Annotated in this window: 16 protein-coding genes; 11 read left to right on the top strand and 5 right to left on the bottom strand. The window is 46.7% G+C overall.

Annotated elements, in window-relative coordinates:
• The first annotated feature begins 42 nt into the window (after window positions 1-42).
• Window positions 43-345, top strand: coding sequence for a metalloregulator ArsR/SmtB family transcription factor (locus MKZ13_RS17335; RefSeq protein WP_017688208.1), 303 nt, complete (start codon window positions 43-45; stop codon window positions 343-345).
• A 90-nt stretch (window positions 346-435) separates the two neighbouring features.
• The gene (locus tag MKZ13_RS17330; RefSeq protein WP_339176968.1) at window positions 436-1,839 is read left to right on the top strand and encodes an aldehyde dehydrogenase; all 1,404 of its coding nucleotides are present in this window, start codon (window positions 436-438) and stop codon (window positions 1,837-1,839) included.
• A gap of 31 nt (window positions 1,840-1,870) precedes the next feature.
• On the opposite strand, the gene MKZ13_RS17325 is transcribed toward MKZ13_RS17330, so the two are convergent.
• Entirely contained in the window at window positions 1,871-2,782 is a 912-nt protein-coding gene (locus MKZ13_RS17325; RefSeq protein ID WP_339176967.1) for an AraC family transcriptional regulator, read from the bottom strand.
• Window positions 2,783-3,002: 220 nt separating this feature from the next.
• On the opposite strand from MKZ13_RS17325, the gene MKZ13_RS17320 reads away from it, so the two are divergent.
• From MKZ13_RS17320 to MKZ13_RS17280, 9 genes are all read left to right on the top strand, one after another.
• A complete protein-coding gene (locus MKZ13_RS17320; protein WP_339176965.1) occupies window positions 3,003-5,192 on the top strand; it encodes a glycoside hydrolase family 52 protein in 2,190 nt (729 codons plus the stop codon).
• A complete protein-coding gene (locus tag MKZ13_RS17315; protein ID WP_339176963.1) occupies window positions 5,189-7,336 on the top strand; it encodes an alpha-glucuronidase family glycosyl hydrolase in 2,148 nt (715 codons plus the stop codon). The genes MKZ13_RS17320 and MKZ13_RS17315 overlap by 4 nt, the downstream gene beginning before the upstream one ends.
• An 81-nt stretch (window positions 7,337-7,417) precedes the next feature.
• Window positions 7,418-8,485, top strand: coding sequence for an NAD(P)-dependent alcohol dehydrogenase (locus tag MKZ13_RS17310; RefSeq protein ID WP_339176961.1), 1,068 nt, complete (start codon window positions 7,418-7,420; stop codon window positions 8,483-8,485).
• Window positions 8,486-8,669: 184 nt separating this feature from the next.
• Window positions 8,670-8,918: an HPr family phosphocarrier protein gene (locus MKZ13_RS17305; RefSeq protein WP_017688214.1), complete on the top strand. Its 249-nt coding sequence runs from the start codon at window positions 8,670-8,672 to the stop codon at window positions 8,916-8,918.
• A gap of 144 nt (window positions 8,919-9,062) precedes the next feature.
• Complete coding sequence (locus tag MKZ13_RS17300) at window positions 9,063-9,314, top strand: type B 50S ribosomal protein L31 (protein WP_062834756.1); 252 nt, start codon at window positions 9,063-9,065, stop codon at window positions 9,312-9,314.
• 150 nt (window positions 9,315-9,464) lie between these two features.
• Window positions 9,465-9,770 (top strand): Dabb family protein, encoded by a 306-nt coding sequence (locus MKZ13_RS17295; protein WP_221821497.1) that lies wholly within the window; start codon window positions 9,465-9,467, stop codon window positions 9,768-9,770.
• A gap of 148 nt (window positions 9,771-9,918) precedes the next feature.
• A complete protein-coding gene (locus MKZ13_RS17290) occupies window positions 9,919-10,680 on the top strand; it encodes an SDR family oxidoreductase (RefSeq protein ID WP_339176958.1) in 762 nt (253 codons plus the stop codon).
• A gap of 254 nt (window positions 10,681-10,934) precedes the next feature.
• Entirely contained in the window at window positions 10,935-12,662 is a 1,728-nt protein-coding gene (gene poxB / locus MKZ13_RS17285) for a ubiquinone-dependent pyruvate dehydrogenase (RefSeq protein WP_339176956.1), read from the top strand.
• A gap of 322 nt (window positions 12,663-12,984) precedes the next feature.
• A complete protein-coding gene (locus MKZ13_RS17280) occupies window positions 12,985-13,740 on the top strand; it encodes a glucose 1-dehydrogenase (RefSeq protein ID WP_339176954.1) in 756 nt (251 codons plus the stop codon).
• A 108-nt stretch (window positions 13,741-13,848) separates the two neighbouring features.
• On the opposite strand, the gene MKZ13_RS17275 is transcribed toward MKZ13_RS17280, so the two are convergent.
• The 4 genes from MKZ13_RS17275 to MKZ13_RS17260 all read right to left on the bottom strand — a co-directional run bounded on the left by MKZ13_RS17275 (window position 13,849) and on the right by MKZ13_RS17260 (window position 17,302).
• Window positions 13,849-15,033 (bottom strand): MFS transporter, encoded by a 1,185-nt coding sequence (locus MKZ13_RS17275; protein ID WP_339176952.1) that lies wholly within the window; start codon window positions 15,031-15,033, stop codon window positions 13,849-13,851.
• Between the two features lie 232 nt (window positions 15,034-15,265).
• Complete coding sequence (locus tag MKZ13_RS17270) at window positions 15,266-15,550, bottom strand: metalloregulator ArsR/SmtB family transcription factor (RefSeq protein WP_036613842.1); 285 nt, start codon at window positions 15,548-15,550, stop codon at window positions 15,266-15,268.
• A gap of 170 nt (window positions 15,551-15,720) precedes the next feature.
• On the bottom strand, window positions 15,721-16,062 hold the full coding sequence (locus tag MKZ13_RS17265) for a ribosomal protein L7/L12 (protein ID WP_237174968.1): 342 nt from the start codon (window positions 16,060-16,062) through the stop codon (window positions 15,721-15,723).
• 40 nt (window positions 16,063-16,102) lie between these two features.
• Window positions 16,103-17,302 (bottom strand): cytochrome P450, encoded by a 1,200-nt coding sequence (locus MKZ13_RS17260; RefSeq protein WP_339176951.1) that lies wholly within the window; start codon window positions 17,300-17,302, stop codon window positions 16,103-16,105.
• Between the last annotated feature and the right edge of the window lie 153 nt (window positions 17,303-17,455).

Below are 17,455 nucleotides of genomic sequence, written 5' to 3'. Positions count from 1 at the left end.
TGCGTAGAAATAATAAAGAAGAAATAGTATAGAGGTGAAACCATGGGACAAAAAGCAATTAGCGTTTTTCAAACCTGTATCCCGTTATTTCAGGTGTTAAGTGACAACCATCGTCAATCCATTTTGCTGACACTTACCGAGAAGGGCAGAATGACGGTGAATGAAATTACTGAACAATCCAGCCTATCCCGGCCAGCCATATCTCATCATCTCAAGCTGTTGTTAGAGAAGGGACTTATATCTGTGGAACAGAAAGGCACACAGCGCTATTATTCGGCTTCATTGAATGCATCGGTGGAACTGTTGAAGGAACTGGTAGCTGCTCTGGAAGAAGAGTGTCTGTAGATTAATAGTAATAAAACATGCTTTTGCATGTGCCTTATAGGTTCGTAAGTTTAAACGCTTGATCAATAATAAATAGAGGGGTGTGTATATATGACAACGACTATACAGGAAGTAACCAGTCAGGAAGTTGAACAGATCTTGGAGCAGCAACGACAGTTCTTTCGTTCCGGGGCCACACGATCTGCAGAAGCTCGAATTGCACGTCTGACCCAACTCAAGCAGGCCATCCAAAAGTACGAATCCAGACTGACAGGAGCTCTCTATCAGGATTTGGGCAAAAGTGAGTTCGAATCCTACACAACCGAGATCGGATTCATGATGGATAGCATCACACACACCATTCGTAAAGTGAATAAATGGGTGAAACCCGTTAAAGTGAAAACGCAAATGGCGCTCCTGGGTTCGAAAAGTTATATCATACCCGAACCCTACGGGGCGGTTCTGATCATCGGACCGTTTAATTATCCTTTTCAACTCTTAATCGAACCATTGGTAGGTGCTATTGCGGCAGGCAACACAGCCGTGCTTAAAGCGTCAGAGAATACACCTGCGGTGTCCGCTGTTGTCCGTGAAATGATTGCGAGCGTATTCGAACCCGCATACGTACAAGTGCTCGATGGTGCAAAAGATACAACGACAGCACTGATTAACGCGCCATTCGACTATATCTTTTTTACAGGCAGTGTGCCGGTAGGCAAAATTGTGATGGAGGCAGCTGCCAAAAATCTCGTTCCCGTTACGTTAGAACTGGGAGGCAAAAGTCCGGTTATCGTTGATGAACAGGCGGATATCAAAGTAGCGGCTGAACGCATTATATGGGGCAAACTGCTCAATACAGGACAGACCTGTATCGCACCCGATTATTTACTTGTGCATGAGCGTGTGAAGGAACCGTTAATTACAGAGATGAAAGCAGCGATCGTGTCCTTCTTTGGTTCGGATATCCAGTACAACAAGGACTATGGGCGAATCGTGAACAAGGGACATTTTAAACGTCTGACAACTTTGATTGAGCGGGATCAGGCCAAAGTGATATATGGGGGAGCTTCGGATGAGGAAGATCGCTTTATAGAACCTACGCTGATTGATGCGGAGTCCTGGGATGCAGCAACGATGGAAGATGAGATTTTTGGACCGATTCTGCCAATCATTAGCTACCGTAACATTGATGAAGCCATTGTAGAAATCGTAAAGCGGCCGAAACCACTCGCCTTGTATCTGTTCACTTCCGACACCCGGGTTCAGGACAAAGTGCTGCGCGAAGTTTCTTTTGGAGGCGGCTGCATTAACGATACCATCACGCATGTAGCGAATCCGCGTCTGCCGTTTGGCGGTGTTGGTCATTCTGGTGTTGGCTCGTATCATGGGCAGTACAGCTTCGAAACCTTCTCTCATCTCAAAAGTGTACTGAAAAAAAGCACCAAATTGAATCTGCCGATTCTGTATCCACCGTATGATAACAAGCTGAAGCTGATTAAGCGTTTGTTGAAATAAATAAGAAAGATGAACAGCCTGCTACTGGACCTTATTCCAGAGCAGGCTGTTCCTGTCGGTAACGGGATGGTGACATGCCAGACCAGCGCTTGAACTGACGACTGAAATGGGCAATATCCTTATAACCAAGCATGACGGCAATATTCTGAACGGACAGCTTCGGATTGCCCAGAAGAAGCTTCGCTTCATGCAAAACCAACTGGGACAATACAGCACGTGGAGACTGACCAAACACCTGCTTGAACACGCGATTACAGTGAGAAGAACTGATGCCCAGCTCTGCTGCAATATCATCAATGCCATAGTGACCGTTGGATTCGTGTCCCTGTTTGAATTGCTGACTCATCAGGCCTTGCAATCGATTACGAATCTGGTGGGCGAGTTCGATCTTCTCGTGTCCGTCGGTAAACCATTGCGCTGCCTCTTGCGAGACTGCCTCCCACAGATGGCCAAATAGTTCAAATACCGCAGATTGCAGCTGCATACGTTGTACCATCGTATTTGCTACTTCATCATCCGCAGATGACATCAATTTGCGCAAAACAGGCTCGATCTGCTGCGTAACCGGGCTATCTGCACTGAATCGCACTTGTTTGATACGCGCCAGCAACGATAGGAACAACTGATCATCAATGTCAAAATGCATGCAAAAATACGTGAATCCCTTGCCGTTATGGCTCTGGCTGGAATGAATGCTTCCCGGAGGAATCAGGAGCAGTTCGCCAGCCTTTTGAATGTATAGGGTACCATTTACCATCATGCGTTGCTCGCCTTCCGTCACATAATTCAATTCATATTGAGGGTGCTCATGCGCCGGATAATCCCAGTCCATACCAACACTTCGTAAATGAATGGCGAACAGATTGACCGTTGTTTGTACATCTGGATAAAAAACTTCATGGACACTTTCTCCCAAAGTAGGAGGTAAATACGTTGAAGACATGGAAGATCCCCCTTTATTAGAGGTTGTTCTAAAAATGTGATTTTGATTACGCACGTATATCAAATGGAATGTTTTTTTGTAACCGCTTTAATCCATTATAGTCTATCAGCTTGATTTGGGTAAATATCCGATTGATTTGATCATGGTCGGAGGTGGAACCACGTGTTAGGATGGGGCTAATGAAAACGTATGCATACCATTCTGAGAGGGGTTATGATTCATGAATACATCCAAATCCATCTTTTATAATGCACATCACGCACCGATTGGTGCTTTTGCGAGTTTTACACTGGGTTACAAAGGAGCCAAAGGCGGGCTGGGTCTTGAACTCGGCAAGCCGGCAGACCAGAATGTATATATTGGATTACAATCTCGCGATGGCGACCATTATCAGGCGCTTCCTTTTTATGAAGCTTCCGAGGATGAGAGCAGCCGCTATGATGTAGAGAAGTTGGGAAATGGGGACCCGGCGTCGACAAACACGACCCAAGTTCCACGACCTCTTATTACGGCTTTTCGCGACGAAGATATTACCCGTGAATTTACCTCAGGTACGGATACGTGGACTGCTGGAGATCTGACGTTCCGTATCTACTCGCCTGTACGTCCAGTACCTGATCCAACGAATGGGGATCGTGAAGAATTAATGGATGCGCTCGTACCAGCTGTATTGGTTGAGATGACGATTGACAATACGGAAGGTCAACAATCCCGCAAAGCCTACTTTGGCTATCAGGGCAATGATCCGTACTCTGCGATGCGTCTGATTGGGGGACCGGAAGGTGGTTCCATCACAGGTGTGGGACAAGGTCGACTTACAGCAATTATGTCTGCAGATGACGGACTGTGGCCCGCACGCGGATTTACGCTGGAGAAACTGTTGCAGGAGAAACATCGGGAGAATCTGGCATTTGGACTTGGCTCAACCGCTGCACTACTGATGGAGGTTCCGGCTGGAGAGAAACGTACGTATCAATTCGCAGTATGTTTCTATCGCGGGGGCATTGTGACGACCGGAATGGACACAACGTATTGGTATACGCGGTACTTCTCCGATATTCAGGCAGCAGGAGAGTATGCACTACAACGCTTCAGTGAGTTGACCGCATCCTGTGGAGAGGTTGAACAACGCCTTGGATCGGCTGCTTTGACCGAAGATCAATCATTCATGCTTGCTCATTCCATTCACAGCTATTATGCCAGTACTCAATTGCTGGATGCCGATGGTGAGCCACTCTGGGTGGTGAACGAAGGGGAGTATCGGATGATGAACACACTTGATCTGACGGCTGATCAGTTGTACTTCGAGCTTGCCTTGAATCCATGGACGGTGCGTAATGAGCTGGAGTGGTTTGTGAAACGATACAGTTATACGGATCAGGTTCGTTTCCCGGGGGAAGAGAAGTTATATCCGGGCGGAATCACCTTTACCCATGATATTGGTGTTGCCAATGTCTTCTCACGCCCTGGACACTCGGCATATGAGCTGGTTGGCATTGACGACTGCTTCTCACAGATGAGCCACGAGGAACTGGTGAACTGGCTCTGCTGCGCGACAGTATACATTGAACAGACACAGGATCAAGCTTTTGTGAAAAACATGTTGCCTGTTATCCAGGATTGCTTCGAAAGCATGCTTAATCGTGACCATCCCGACGCTGAGCAGCGTAACGGTTTGATGGGTCTCGATAGCAGCCGTACCCAAGGTGGAGCGGAGATTACAACCTACGACAGCCTGGATGTGTCACTTGGACAGTCTCGCAATAATATCTATCTGGCGGGTAAATGTTGGGCGGTCTATGTCGCATTGGAGAAGCTGTTCGCAACTGAGAAGTTGGCAGATCTGTCCCATCAAGCAGGGCTTCAAGCGGATCGCTGCGCTGCCAGTATTGCTGCACAGTTGACTGATGGCGGCTACATTCCAGCTGTTATTGCAGAAAATAATGATTCTCGAATCATTCCGGCGATTGAAGGTTTGGTGTTCCCGTACTTTACTGGCTGTGAAGCAGCACTGGATGTCAATGGTCGTTTTGGACCTTATCTGAAAGCACTCCAAACTCATCTGAAGACGGTTCTTGTACCGGGAACATGTCTGTTCGAAGATGGAGGCTGGAAACTGTCCTCAACAAGCAATAACTCGTGGCTGAGCAAAATCTATTTGTCCCAGTTTATTGCTAGAGAGCTGCTGGGTGTGGAATGGAATGAGACAGGCAAGGCAGCAGACGCGGCTCATGTCAACTGGCTGCTGCATCCGGAGGAATCCTACTGGTGCTGGAGTGACCAGATCCTGTCTGGTGTAGCGGTTGGCAGCAAGTACTACCCGCGTGGTGTAACCTCGATCCTATGGCTACTCGAAGGAAAAGGGAATCGCATTGCGCAGATCTATGCCAGCAAGGAGGCGGTACAATGAGCCAATCCGTCGTTCAAGCTGCCTTGTCAGGTCCACAGTACGATGCGTGGCTGGGGTATCACTCTGAATTGCCAAGAGCGAATGAGTTTAACCAAAAGACGGCTCCTGCATGGAGCAAACTGATACTGGCGGAAGAGAACCATGGAGTGATCACAACAGCTCTGACCGAACTTTCACGGGGACTGGAGAGGTTATATGGCGTGAAACCGTCGGTCAGCCATCTATCTGATGCTCAGGAAAGTGAACGGGACAATTATGCCTCTGCTCCCGCAATACAAATCGGCACTTGGACAGGGAGCGATTCCGTGGCTGGGTCGTTCAGTGAGACAGAGCGTTCAACTGTTCAAGGGGAAGGGTACATCATTCGTGAGAACGAGACAGAAGGTGTGCTGGTCATTGGATCAGAGACCCCCCAAGGTGTGCTGTATGGTGCATTCCATCTGCTTCGTGAGCTGACAATGAATCAAGGAAGTGCACATGAGGCGGATGACGCTGTGAATAAGTGGAGCTTCATTAGAGAGCAGCCAACCAATGCGCTACGGATGATTAATCAGTGGGATAACGTGGACGGCAGCATTGAGCGTGGTTACGCAGGAGAATCCATTTTCTATGATAACGGGGAATTCACGCTGGACTTGGGACGGATCCGGGATTACGCACGTTTACTCGCTTCCACGGGAATCAATGCCATATCGATCAACAACGTCAATGTACACCGCCGTGAGAGTCTGTTTTTGACGGAACGTTATCTTAGTGATGTGGCGAAAGTTGCAGCTGAATTCAGAGCGTATGGCATTCGATTGTTCCTGAGCGCCAACTACGCAAGTCCAATTGAGATTGGTGGATTGCGTACGGCTGATCCGCTGGATGCGCAGGTACGGGAATGGTGGAACATTCAAACGGCCAAGGTGTACGCAGCGATTCCGGATTTTGGCGGTTACCTGATCAAGGCAGACTCCGAGAATCGTCCGGGACCATTCACGTATAACCGTGATCATGCCGATGGTGCGAACATGCTGGCTGAAGCCCTTCGGCTATTCGGTGGATTGGTCATCTGGCGTTGCTTTGTCTATAACTGCAAGCAGGACTGGCGGGATCGTTCCACAGACCGTGCGCGGGCAGCCTATGACCACTTTACGCCGCTGGACGGGCGTTTTGCCGAAAATGTCATTTTGCAGATCAAAAACGGGCCGATGGACTTTCAGGTAAGAGAGGCGGTATCCCCGCTGTTCGGGGCCATGGAAAATACAAATCAGGTGATTGAATTTCAGATTACACAGGAGTATACCGGGCAACAGCGTCATCTCTGTTATCTGGTTCCCCAGTGGAAAGAAGTATTGGACTTTGACACATACGCCAAAGGTGAAGGTTCAGAGATCAAGAGAATTGCGGACGGTTCTCTGTATAAACGACCATACAGTGGCTTCGCCGCAGTATCCAATATTGGTGCAGATGCCTGTTGGACAGGACATCCACTCGCGCAGGCGAATCTATATGGATACGGAAGACTTGCGTGGAACCCGGAGCTGTCCGCGGAAGAGATTGCCGATGAGTGGGTGAGACTCACATTTGGACATGAAGACGAAGTTGTGCGGCAGGTTACCGGCATGCTTTTGACTTCACTAGATATCTATGAGAATTATACGGCGCCTCTCGGCGTGGGTTGGATGGTTAATCCGGAACATCATTACGGACCGAATGTAGATGGATACGAGTATTCCAAATGGGGAACGTATCACTTTGCCGATTGTCATGGCATTGGTGTAGATCGAACCGTGAAGAGCGGTACAGGATACACTTCACAGTATCACCCTGAGAATGCTGATCGTTATGAGTCCGTAGAGACCTGTCCGGATGAGCTGATCTTATTTTTCCATCATGTGCCGTACACCCATGTTCTGCATTCGGGTAAAACGGTCATTCAGCATATTTATGATACACACTTTGAAGGTGTTGCGCAGGCGGAGGCGTTAGCCGAGACATGGAGAGGGCTGGAGGGCAAAATCGACCCGGTTATTTTCAGTAAAGTTGCTTCATTACAGGACAACCAGGCCGAACATGCCAAGGAATGGCGGGACATGATCAATACGTACTTCTATCGCAAGAGCGGCATTGCGGATGAACAAGGTCGAACAATCTATTGATTGGTGAAGTGAAGAAAGAAGATACCTTGTTTTCTTTGATGTACAATAGACAGCATGGACATACATGAGGAGGAGAACCGTATGGGACAATATCAACTGCCTGAGACCATGAAGGCCGCTGTCATGACAGAGCCAGGACACATTATTATTGAGGAACAACCCGTCCCGCAACCGGCAGCGGATGAGGTGTTAATCCAGGTAATGGCTGTCGGGGTGTGTGGCTCGGATGTACATTATTTTGAACATGGACGCATTGGCAGATTTGTGGTGGAGAAACCGATCATTCTGGGTCATGAGTGTGCGGGGATCATTGCTGCTGTTGGCTCAAACGTATCACGTCTCACAACAGGGGATCGGGTTGCTATTGAGCCTGGGGTGACTTGCGGACGTTGCACGGCATGCAAAGAAGGTCGTTATAACCTGTGTCCGGATGTACAATTTCTGGCGACCCCTCCGGTGGATGGGGCATTTGTACAATACATGGTGATTCGTGAGGATATGGTATTCCCGATCCCGGATCATCTGTCTTATGAGGAAGCAGCTATGAACGAGCCATTCTCTGTTGGTATTCACGCTGCACGCCGCAGCAAACTGGCTCCGGGTACAACCCTGGCGATTATGGGCATGGGTCCCGTTGGACTCATGGCCGTGGCTGCTGCCAAATCTTTCGGTGTAGAGAAGATCATAGTAACGGATCTGGAGGAAGTTAGGCTGGAAGCAGCTCGCCGCATGGGTGCCACGCATACCATTAATGTGCGGAATGAAGATGCGCTGGCTGTGATTCGCGAGTTAACAGGTGGCGTGGGTGTTGATACCGCATGGGAAACAGCGGGGAATCCAAAGGCGCTACAATCTGCTCTGTTTTCACTTCGACGTGGAGGCAAACTTGCGATTGTGGGCCTGCCTGCACAGGACGAGATCGCACTCAATGTTCCCTTTATTGCGGACAATGAAGTTGATATCTATGGCATATTCCGTTATGCCAATACGTATCCGGCAGGAATTGAATTTCTGAGCTCCGGCCAGCATGACGTGATTTCCCTGATTACAGATCGTTATTCACTCGAAGAGACACAGCAAGCGATGGAGCGCGCATTACACAATAAAAGCGGCAGTCTGAAGGTCATGGTATATCCAAACGGTATGTAAGAACAACCTGGAAAGAGTCCTGCGGTTCAGGACTCTTTTTTTGTTTTTTTCACAAAAAAGTATGGGTCAAGCTCCCATAACATGGTATAATTCATGAAGATTTTAATATATAAATGGATACACACCATATTGGTGAATAAGTACTTAGCGAAAGGAACTGAAGGTTGTGAGAGTACATGAATTTATGATACACGCTGATTTTCATCGGGATGATCTGATGTCGGTATCTTCTCAAGCGTCACGTTTTTCCTCGGATATTATTTTGTCGTATATGGAGTCTGAGCATGAGCATCGTGTAGATGTCAAAAGCCTGCTTGGAATGGCGTTACTACCCATTCGATATGGTAGTGTTGTCAGATTACAGACAAGGGGCAGGGATGAACTTGAGGCTTTGGAGTACATGCTGAATGTACTGGAGAAAGGGACGGCGTGACACCTGATTAGGTGCAAAATCACAGATATCATATTTTTTTTAGCTATTCCTCAAATCCTGCTGGTACTTTGTCCAAAAAAAGAGTATAATAAAATGTAGTTTGATTCTAAAGAAGTACCCATATTAAAGGAGTGTAAATAGATTATGCCAAAAGTTGACATCCATCCAAAGACACAACTCGTAATTTTTTACGATGCAAGTGCTGATTTCAAATTCCTGAGTTCTTCCACGAAGTTCTCTAACGAAACTATGGAATGGGAAGACGGTAACTCTTACCCAGTAATCCGTGTGGACACTAGTTCCGCATCCCACCCGTTCTTCACTGGTAAACAAAGAAACGTGGATATCGGTGGCCGTGTTGATAAATTTAACCGTAAATACAACATCAACAAATAAGTTTGTCCATACATTACAAAAAAACCTCGGGATTTGTCCTGAGGTTTTTTTGTGTACATTAAAAATTAATTCAACCAATTATTGCGCTTACAACACATTCGGATGTACACTAGGAAACAGAGTACGAACATATTGGAGGAGGAAATAGAGATGAGCAGCATCACACATATGGTAACGTTTACACTTTACGCGGGTAAAGATACACCGGAGGCCGAAGCCTTTTTGAAGGAAAGTTCGGATGCACTGGCTGTCATTCCTGGCGTAGAGCAGTTTCAGATTCTGAGACAAGTAAGTGAGAAGAATGAGTTTGACTACAGCTTCTCGATGGTCTTTGCAGATCAGGCTGCGTATGATGCCTATAACAATCACCCGGTTCACCGTCAATATGTAGAAGAGCGTTGGGAAAAGGAAGTCAGCCGCTTCCAGGAAATTGATCTTATTCAACATCATAATTAATAGTCTCCTCATATAGGAAAAAGTTGAACTACCATATACAGCATTGAACAATGCTGTATATCTCTCTGAATAATGCGTAATTGTGAGAGATAATAACATATTTACGAAATCGTTTTCGAACAAATGAATTCAAGGAGGTTTCGCTGTTATGCAATTGGATCTCTCAGGAAAAACGGCTCTGGTTACAGGAGCAACCGGACAATTGGGGAGAGTCATCGCCCGCACGTTGGCAGCCTGTGGCGCCAATCTGGCTCTACATTACATAAATAATGATACGAAGGCTCGGGAGCTTCAAGGTGAGATTGAAGCACTCGGTCGTAAGGCTGTAATTGTACAGGGGGATATTACAAAGCAGGATACGGCATTGCGGATGCGTGATGAAATTCAGCCTGTCCTCGGCGGAGTGGATATTGTTGTTGCCAATGCGGTCATTCAATATGAATGGACAACGGTGTTGGAACAGTCTCCTGAAGATTACTTGAGCCAGTTCGAATCCTGTGTCATGCAGAGTGTCTATCTTGCCAAAGCTTTCATTCCACATATGCAAGATATCAGAGCTGGTCGGTTCATTGGTATTAATACGGAATGTGCAATGCAAAATTTCGCTCACCAATCGGCCTACACCGCTGGCAAGCGTGGAATGGATGGTGTATATCGTGTGCTTGCCAAGGAGGTTGGTGAGTATCAGATTACCGTAAACCAGGTTGCACCTGGATGGACAATTAGTGAACGTGATCGTTCCAGTGAGCCTGGACATGATGAGGCATATACGCGTACTGTGCCGCTGAAGCGCAGGGGTGAAGATCAGGAAATCGCCAATGCAGTAGCTTTTCTCGCTTCGGATCTGTCCTCATTTATCACAGGTGCCTATATCCCGGTAAGTGGCGGAAATGTGATGCCTGCTATCTAGTATCTGATTTGAATTCGGGAATTCGCATAAAAATGAATAAACTGAGTATAACCGTAATCCGTTTGTCATTCGACAAACGGATTTTTTGGCATTTTGCTAACAATGAAATAACGGTTCAAGGGTGCGGTTTTGTTTCATATATCCAGACATACATATGAGTTGGTTCGGTTTTCGAAAGATTGGGGTATAAGAATAGGTATATTAACAGAGTGGAAACATAATCAAAATGAGCAATTAAAGGAGACCCATCACTTATGAAAAAAACAGTCGCGGACGTTCTGGTTGAATCCTTATTGAACGCTGGCATCAAACGCATATATGGCATTGTTGGAGACTCCTTGAATGCGGTACTCGACTCCATTCGTCGTTCGGGCAAGATCGAATGGATTCATGTACGTCATGAAGAAGTAGCTGCATTTGCTGCTGGGGCGGACGCTCAGGTCAGTGGAAGTATCGCTGTCTGCGCAGGTAGCAGTGGTCCTGGTAATATGCATCTGATTAATGGTCTGTACGACTGTCACCGCAATCGTGTTCCTGTACTCGCCATCGCTGCACATATCCCAAGTGACGAGATTGGCAGTGAATATTTTCAGGCGACGCATCCGGAGTATCTGTTCCAGGAATGTAGTGATTATTGTGAAGTCATTACAACAGCAAAACAGATGCCGCGTTCTCTGACGATGGCCATTCAGACAGCAGTTGCACGTTCAGGTGTGTCTGTGGTTGTATTGCCGGGGGATGTAGCAGGACTTGAAGCAGCCGATCTGCCTGTGCCTGAGCACGTGTATCATGCGACCAATCCCGTGGTACATCCTTCTGAGCCTGAACTCGTGAAACTGGCGGAATATCTGAATCAAGGCAAGAAAATTACGTTATTGTGCGGTGCAGGCTGCGCAGGCGCTCGGGAACCCCTTATGCTCCTCTGTGATCGCTTGAAATCCCCGATGGTTATTGCGCTACGAGGCAAGGAATATTTGGAGTATGACAACCCCTATTCCGTGGGTCTTACGGGTCTAATTGGGTATTCATCCGGTTATCATGCCATGATGGACTGTGATGTACTATTGATGCTGGGAACGGATTTCCCATATCGTCAATTCTATCCCGAAGATGCGAAAGTCCTTCAGGTCGACATTCAATCTTCCCATCTGGGTCGGCGCACGAAGCTGGATTACGGCGTATGTGGGGATGTAAAAGCGACCATTGAAACTTTACTTCCTTATCTGACAGAGGAACACAGTGACAAACATCTGCGTAAAAGTGTGGATCGTTATGTGAAAGTACGCAAAGATCTGGACGAGCTGGCCGTTGGAAAACCGGGTAAAAAGCCCATCCATCCGCAGTACCTGACCAAGGTCATTAGTGATGTCGCAGCTGAAAATGCCATCTTCACCTGTGATGTCGGAACTCCGACAGTATGGGCGGCCCGTTATATCGAGATGTCTCGTAATCGCAGGCTGCTCGGTTCATTCAGTCATGGTACGATGGCAAACGCTTTGCCACAGGCCATTGGTGCTCAGGTCGCTGATCCGGGCAGACAAATCATCTCGTTGTCGGGTGATGGCGGTATTACGATGCTGATGGGTGATCTGTTGACACTGAAACAGCATAATCTGCCGATCAAAGTTGTGGTGTTTAATAATGGAGCGCTCGGTTTTGTTGAGTTGGAGATGAAAGCTGCCGGATTCCTGGAATCTGGAACAGAGCTTGTCAATCCCAACTTTGCGATGGTTGCTCAAGCCATGGGCATGGAAGGTATTCGGGTTGAGGATCCGGATGAACTGGAGGGAGCTGTACAGCGTGCGCTTCAGCATGATGGTCCTGTGTTGATTGACGTGGTGGTGAATCGTCAGGAATTGTCCTTACCTCCGAAGATTGATATCAAACAGGCGGAAGGATTCACCTTATGGATGATGAAAGCCGTGCTCAACGGACGCGGTGACGAAATTATTGAATTGGCAAAAACCAATTTGCTGCGTTAAAGTGTTTTGATAAGCAGATATGCACCATTTGAAGTGAAGAGATACCGACTTGAAAAAAATTGTATATGTAAAAGAGGAGCATGCAACAAGACGTTATAGTTGTGTGCTCCTTCAATAAAAATGCTGAAAATATGACAGGTTATATAGTATTAATACATATTATATGATTTGTTTTTATGTCGAAAGTCTATTAGAATAGGTAAAGTCAGGAAGGTTTTATGACATTTTTGACCTACATATTGCATCATTACATGTAAGTACGTTTCATATCGTATTCATCGATCCAATCACAAGATGACACACACACATGGAGGAGATCAAAATGAGTCACGCAGGAAAAGTAGCCATTATTACTGGAGCAGGAAGTGGATTGGGCCAAGCAGCAGCACTGAAGCTGGCTGAGAAGGGTGCATCCATTGTCGTTGTGGATCTTGTCGAAGAGACAGGTCTTGAAACGGTTAAGCAGATTGAGAAGCTGGGAAGTAAAGCTATTTTTGTACAAGCAGACGTGAGTAAAGCACCTGAAGTTGAGAATTATGTAAAAAAAACAGTCGAAGAGTTCGGACGAATCGACATGTTCTTTAATAATGCAGGTATTGCAGGTCCTGGTATTAAGCTGATTGAACATACAATTGAGCAGTTTGACCAGATTATTGATATTAACCTGAGAAGTGTATTCTACGGGTTGAAGTATGTAATTACTGAAATGCTCAAAACAGGTGGGGGTTCCATTCTGAACACGGCCTCCACAGCCGGTATTGTTGGTGTACCCACGGTTGCACCTTACGCAGCAACCAAACATGGCGTAGTGGGCTTGACCCGCACAGCTGCGATTGAATATGGCAAGGACAACATTCGTGTAAATGCGATTGCCCCAGGTACAATTGAGACACCGATGGTCATTCAGTTCGGTAAAGACAACCCTGAAGTGTTCAAGGCAACCGTTGATAGCATTCCATCCGGACGTCTGGGCAGACCGGAAGAGATCGCGAATTTGGTTTCCTTCCTGCTTGGAGATGAAGCGCCGTATATCAATGGTGCAGTATATCCGATCGATGGTGCAGTTACGGCCCAATAGGAGTTTTGCTTATCGGTAATAGAATAGCCGTTAAAATGGTTAAAGAGAGGTTGCTGTATACATACAGTGCCTCTCTTTTTGGTTTGTTTTTTGTACTAGGAATGCATATTATGCAACGTTGTGCGTTGTATTGGTTTGTATACTTTTTACAGATGCTGAACGATACGAGCCTATAACGATGATGACGGCAACAGCGACCCCGACAGCGCCAATCCAGGTAATGGATGACAATGAAACGCTGCTGACCGCGATTCCGCCAATACCTGCGCCGGCAGCCATCGCCAGTTGCATCACCGAACTGTTGAGGCTAAGCATAATGCCTGAGGATTCCGGAGCCATGGTGACCAGGTTATATTGCTGAGTTGGACCCGAAGACCAGGCGGCAAAAGACCACAAAATCAGAACAAGGAAGACAGCGAGATGAGAGCTTGTCGTTATATTCAATAGGACCAGACTCACGATATGCAAAGTCATGCCTGTGATCAGCGTTCGTTTGACACCCCATCGGTCAGCACCGAATCCTCCAACTTTTGAACCGATCAGGCTTGCTATGCCAAATGCGAGTAAAGCTGAACTGAGTAGTGCTTCGCTCATTCCTGAAACGGATACAAGGTAAGGTGAAATATACGTGTAGGCAATGGAATACCCACCTAACCAGAAAAATGTCACCAGCAGTGCCAATACAATTCGTGGCTGTTTGAGCAAAGACAGTTGTTTCTTCAGTGGAACAGGCGCTTCTGCTTTGGAAGGCGGAATGGCGGCCGCGATCACCAGCATGGCGAGAATGCCAAGAACGGCGATACCGGCGAAAACAAGCTTCCAATCCCAAGATGCAGCCACAAGCCTTCCGAGCGGAACGCCAACGATCAAAGAAGCCGTAAATCCAGTGATTACTGTGGCGATTGCGCTAGCTTGTTTGCCCTCCGCTGCTATTTGGGAAGCAACCGTTAATGCTGTGACAACTACAACACCCGCGCCCAAAGCCATCAATACTCGTGCTGCGACGAACAGTCCATAACCCGGCAACAGGTAGGCAAGAACATTAGCCACAACGAATAGACCAAGGAAGTACAGCAACAGCTTGCGACGGTCCCAGCGCGAAGTCAGTGCAATAATGACAGGTGTACCGAGCGCATATACGAGTGAAAAAATCGTAATGAGCTGTCCGGCAGCGATTAAAGAGATATTCATCGTATGTGCAATACGATCCAAAATACCGGCAATGACATATTCGGACGTTCCCACAAGGAAACTGACCAAGGCAAGAACATAGATTTTGAGCGTAGAAGACATGGAAACATAACCTCTTTCTGATTATAATTATTATATTTTTAGAAATATAGAAATAAAGACGATAGAACAAGACATGAATGCTCTGAATGCAACCCATCTGCGCGAATGGTAATGCTACAACCTAGATAATGAATATTGTTATAAGCGTAAACGTAGGTGACCTAGTTTTACTAATAAATATTGTGCCTTGTTTCAATGTTTCTAATTATATAGAAATATAACTCAAATTTTTTTATTTATTTAGCAGATAGGGAACAAACTTTTGTGCAGTCTCCGTGTTTAGGCTGTAGTAGATATAGGTACCTTTCTTCTGCGATGTAAGCAGACCACAATCGGACAGCTGTTTCAGGTGATGAGACAGAGTCGATAGGGCAACCGTAACAAGGCGGCTCTCCAGATCGGCGGGACACAGGTTGCTTTCGCCCGATAAAATCTGAATGATTTTGTAGCGTGTTTGTTCGCCCAGCGCTTTATGAATTTTGACGACTTGTTCAATCTCATTTGAGTTTGATTGCATAATGATCGGTCCTTTCGTCTTTATTTCTTATTTCTAGTAATATAGAAATACAGTAGCATATGTCGTTTGAAAAGTAAACTCTCGGACGAAGATTCCATACTTTCTACTGCGTCTGTGTTAACAGCAGAAAGTCTGGAGTGACTTCCCCCGAGAGTTATGTGAGTTGTATATTACTGATCTAGGGAATCAACATAGTCTTTGGCTTCCTTCAACGAAAGACCTCTGGCTTCACGCAGTCGTTTGATCGCCATAATTTTTTTCCCTTGTTGTATAAGTGTAAGCAGTTCCTGATCCAGATCCGTTTGGGCTGGTTGGCTAGTGTGGGAAGGAGATGCTTCCTTCGGCGACAAGGTGTAATTGAAGTCGGAGCGTGCGCCTGCGGTTGAACCGTTCTCCAGACGCTCCACATCTCTTTTCAATTCATTCAATTGGCGTTGCAGGCTGGTGACTCTGACCAGTAACACAAGGATAAGAAGCAGCAGAACGATCCATACCAAGGTGTTCATTTCCATGATGTAAGGTGCCTCACTTTCATTTATTCATATTTAGCCATTATTTTAGTTGAACCGGGATTTCCTTGACACCACGAACATTCATACCAGGTCTCCATTCCAGTTCATTCACATCTGCCTGAAGCTGTATATTTGGAAAACGATTCAGAAGTGTGCTGACTGCAATCTCACCTTCCAGACGAGCAAGCGGTGCACCCAGGCAGAGATGAATGCCTTTGCCAAAAGCCAGATGCGAACTCTTCTCGCGTGTGATATCAAAAATATCAGCATCCTTAAACTGCTGTTCGTCCCGGTTCGCGGAATCAAGCGCAACAATGACAAGATCACCTTGAGCGATACGTTGTCCATGGAATTCAATATCTTCCAGAGCCCAGCGGGATGTGCTGAACTCCACCGGTCCGTTATAGCGAAGCATCTCTTCAATGGCGTTGTGAATAAGCTCGGGCTGGTTGATGAGCAGTTCGCGTTGCTCCGGATGCTCCAGCAGGGCGAGAATCCCATTTCCAATCAGATTCACGGTTGTTTCATGACCGGCAATAATTAATAAGGAGACAACGCCAAGCAGTTCTTGTTCAGTTAACTGCTGCCCGGATTCTTCCGCAATGACGAGCTGGCTGATCAGATCAGTGCCGGGATCTTGGCGAACTTTCGCAAACCAGGCCGTCAGGTAATCCGTAAACTCCCTGGCATGCTGCTCAAACAGCTCGGCGCTCTCGGCTATGGAAGCATCAATAATCGTATTGGACCAGATGCGGAATTTGTCACGATCCTCAAGAGGGACTCCCAGAATTTCACTAATGACAATGATGGGCAGCGGGAAGGCAAAGTCATCGATCAGATTCATTTTTTCCTGTGACGGGAGGTTGTCCAGCAGTTCATCAGCAATGTCCTGAATATGGCTCCGCATGTCTGCGACCAGCTTGGGTGTGAATGCTTTCTGCACAAGTCCCCGAAGACGTTTATGATCCGGCGGATCGGAGAACAACATATTATTGGAGAAGATGCTTTGATTCTCAGCGCCGTAACGTCGGACCATGTCTTTGCTGAAGCGAGGATCTTTCAGGATCTGGACTGCGTCCTCGTATCGGGTAATAATCCAGCCGAATTCGCCATGAGGAAACATGATTCTGAAAACGGGCTCATCTTTTCTTAACTTTTCATAGACAGGGTAAGGGTTATGCGTGAATTCTTTCGTGAAAAAAGCTGGCTTTGAGAACTCGTTGGCTTCATTCGGGTTCAAATGCAAAATCTCCTCTCGTATTCCTGCATAATACCTGCACCCTCTATATATTCAATACACAAGCTTTTGAAACCTTGTTTTTTCTTCATATGGATGATAGAGCAGGAAAATAGAGGAAGATGGAAGAAGACATGGTAGAGAGAATCGGTTATT

The organism is Paenibacillus sp. FSL R5-0701 (assembly GCF_037973995.1).
Taxonomy (GTDB): Bacteria; Bacillota; Bacilli; order Paenibacillales; family Paenibacillaceae; genus Paenibacillus.
This window is presented reverse-complemented; position numbering and strand designations above follow the sequence as displayed.

Excerpts from the sequence above, each read along its gene's own strand:
- MKZ13_RS17295 (WP_221821497.1), top strand. The coding sequence starts at position 9,465 with ATGAGCAGCATCACACATATGGTAACGTTTACACTTTACGCGGGTAAA.
- MKZ13_RS17290 (WP_339176958.1), top strand. The coding sequence starts at position 9,919 with ATGCAATTGGATCTCTCAGGAAAAACGGCTCTGGTTACAGGAGCAACC.
- MKZ13_RS17335 (WP_017688208.1), top strand. The coding sequence starts at position 43 with ATGGGACAAAAAGCAATTAGCGTTTTTCAAACCTGTATCCCGTTATTT.
- MKZ13_RS17330 (WP_339176968.1), top strand. The coding sequence starts at position 436 with ATGACAACGACTATACAGGAAGTAACCAGTCAGGAAGTTGAACAGATC.
- MKZ13_RS17270 (WP_036613842.1), bottom strand. The coding sequence starts at position 15,550 with ATGCAATCAAACTCAAATGAGATTGAACAAGTCGTCAAAATTCATAAA.
- MKZ13_RS17265 (WP_237174968.1), bottom strand. The coding sequence starts at position 16,062 with ATGGAAATGAACACCTTGGTATGGATCGTTCTGCTGCTTCTTATCCTT.
- MKZ13_RS17315 (WP_339176963.1), top strand. The coding sequence starts at position 5,189 with ATGAGCCAATCCGTCGTTCAAGCTGCCTTGTCAGGTCCACAGTACGAT.
- poxB (WP_339176956.1), top strand. The coding sequence starts at position 10,935 with ATGAAAAAAACAGTCGCGGACGTTCTGGTTGAATCCTTATTGAACGCT.
- MKZ13_RS17300 (WP_062834756.1), top strand. The coding sequence starts at position 9,063 with ATGCCAAAAGTTGACATCCATCCAAAGACACAACTCGTAATTTTTTAC.
- MKZ13_RS17280 (WP_339176954.1), top strand. The coding sequence starts at position 12,985 with ATGAGTCACGCAGGAAAAGTAGCCATTATTACTGGAGCAGGAAGTGGA.
- MKZ13_RS17305 (WP_017688214.1), top strand. The coding sequence starts at position 8,670 with ATGATACACGCTGATTTTCATCGGGATGATCTGATGTCGGTATCTTCT.
- MKZ13_RS17320 (WP_339176965.1), top strand. The coding sequence starts at position 3,003 with ATGAATACATCCAAATCCATCTTTTATAATGCACATCACGCACCGATT.
- MKZ13_RS17325 (WP_339176967.1), bottom strand. The coding sequence starts at position 2,782 with ATGTCTTCAACGTATTTACCTCCTACTTTGGGAGAAAGTGTCCATGAA.
- MKZ13_RS17310 (WP_339176961.1), top strand. The coding sequence starts at position 7,418 with ATGGGACAATATCAACTGCCTGAGACCATGAAGGCCGCTGTCATGACA.
- MKZ13_RS17275 (WP_339176952.1), bottom strand. The coding sequence starts at position 15,033 with ATGTCTTCTACGCTCAAAATCTATGTTCTTGCCTTGGTCAGTTTCCTT.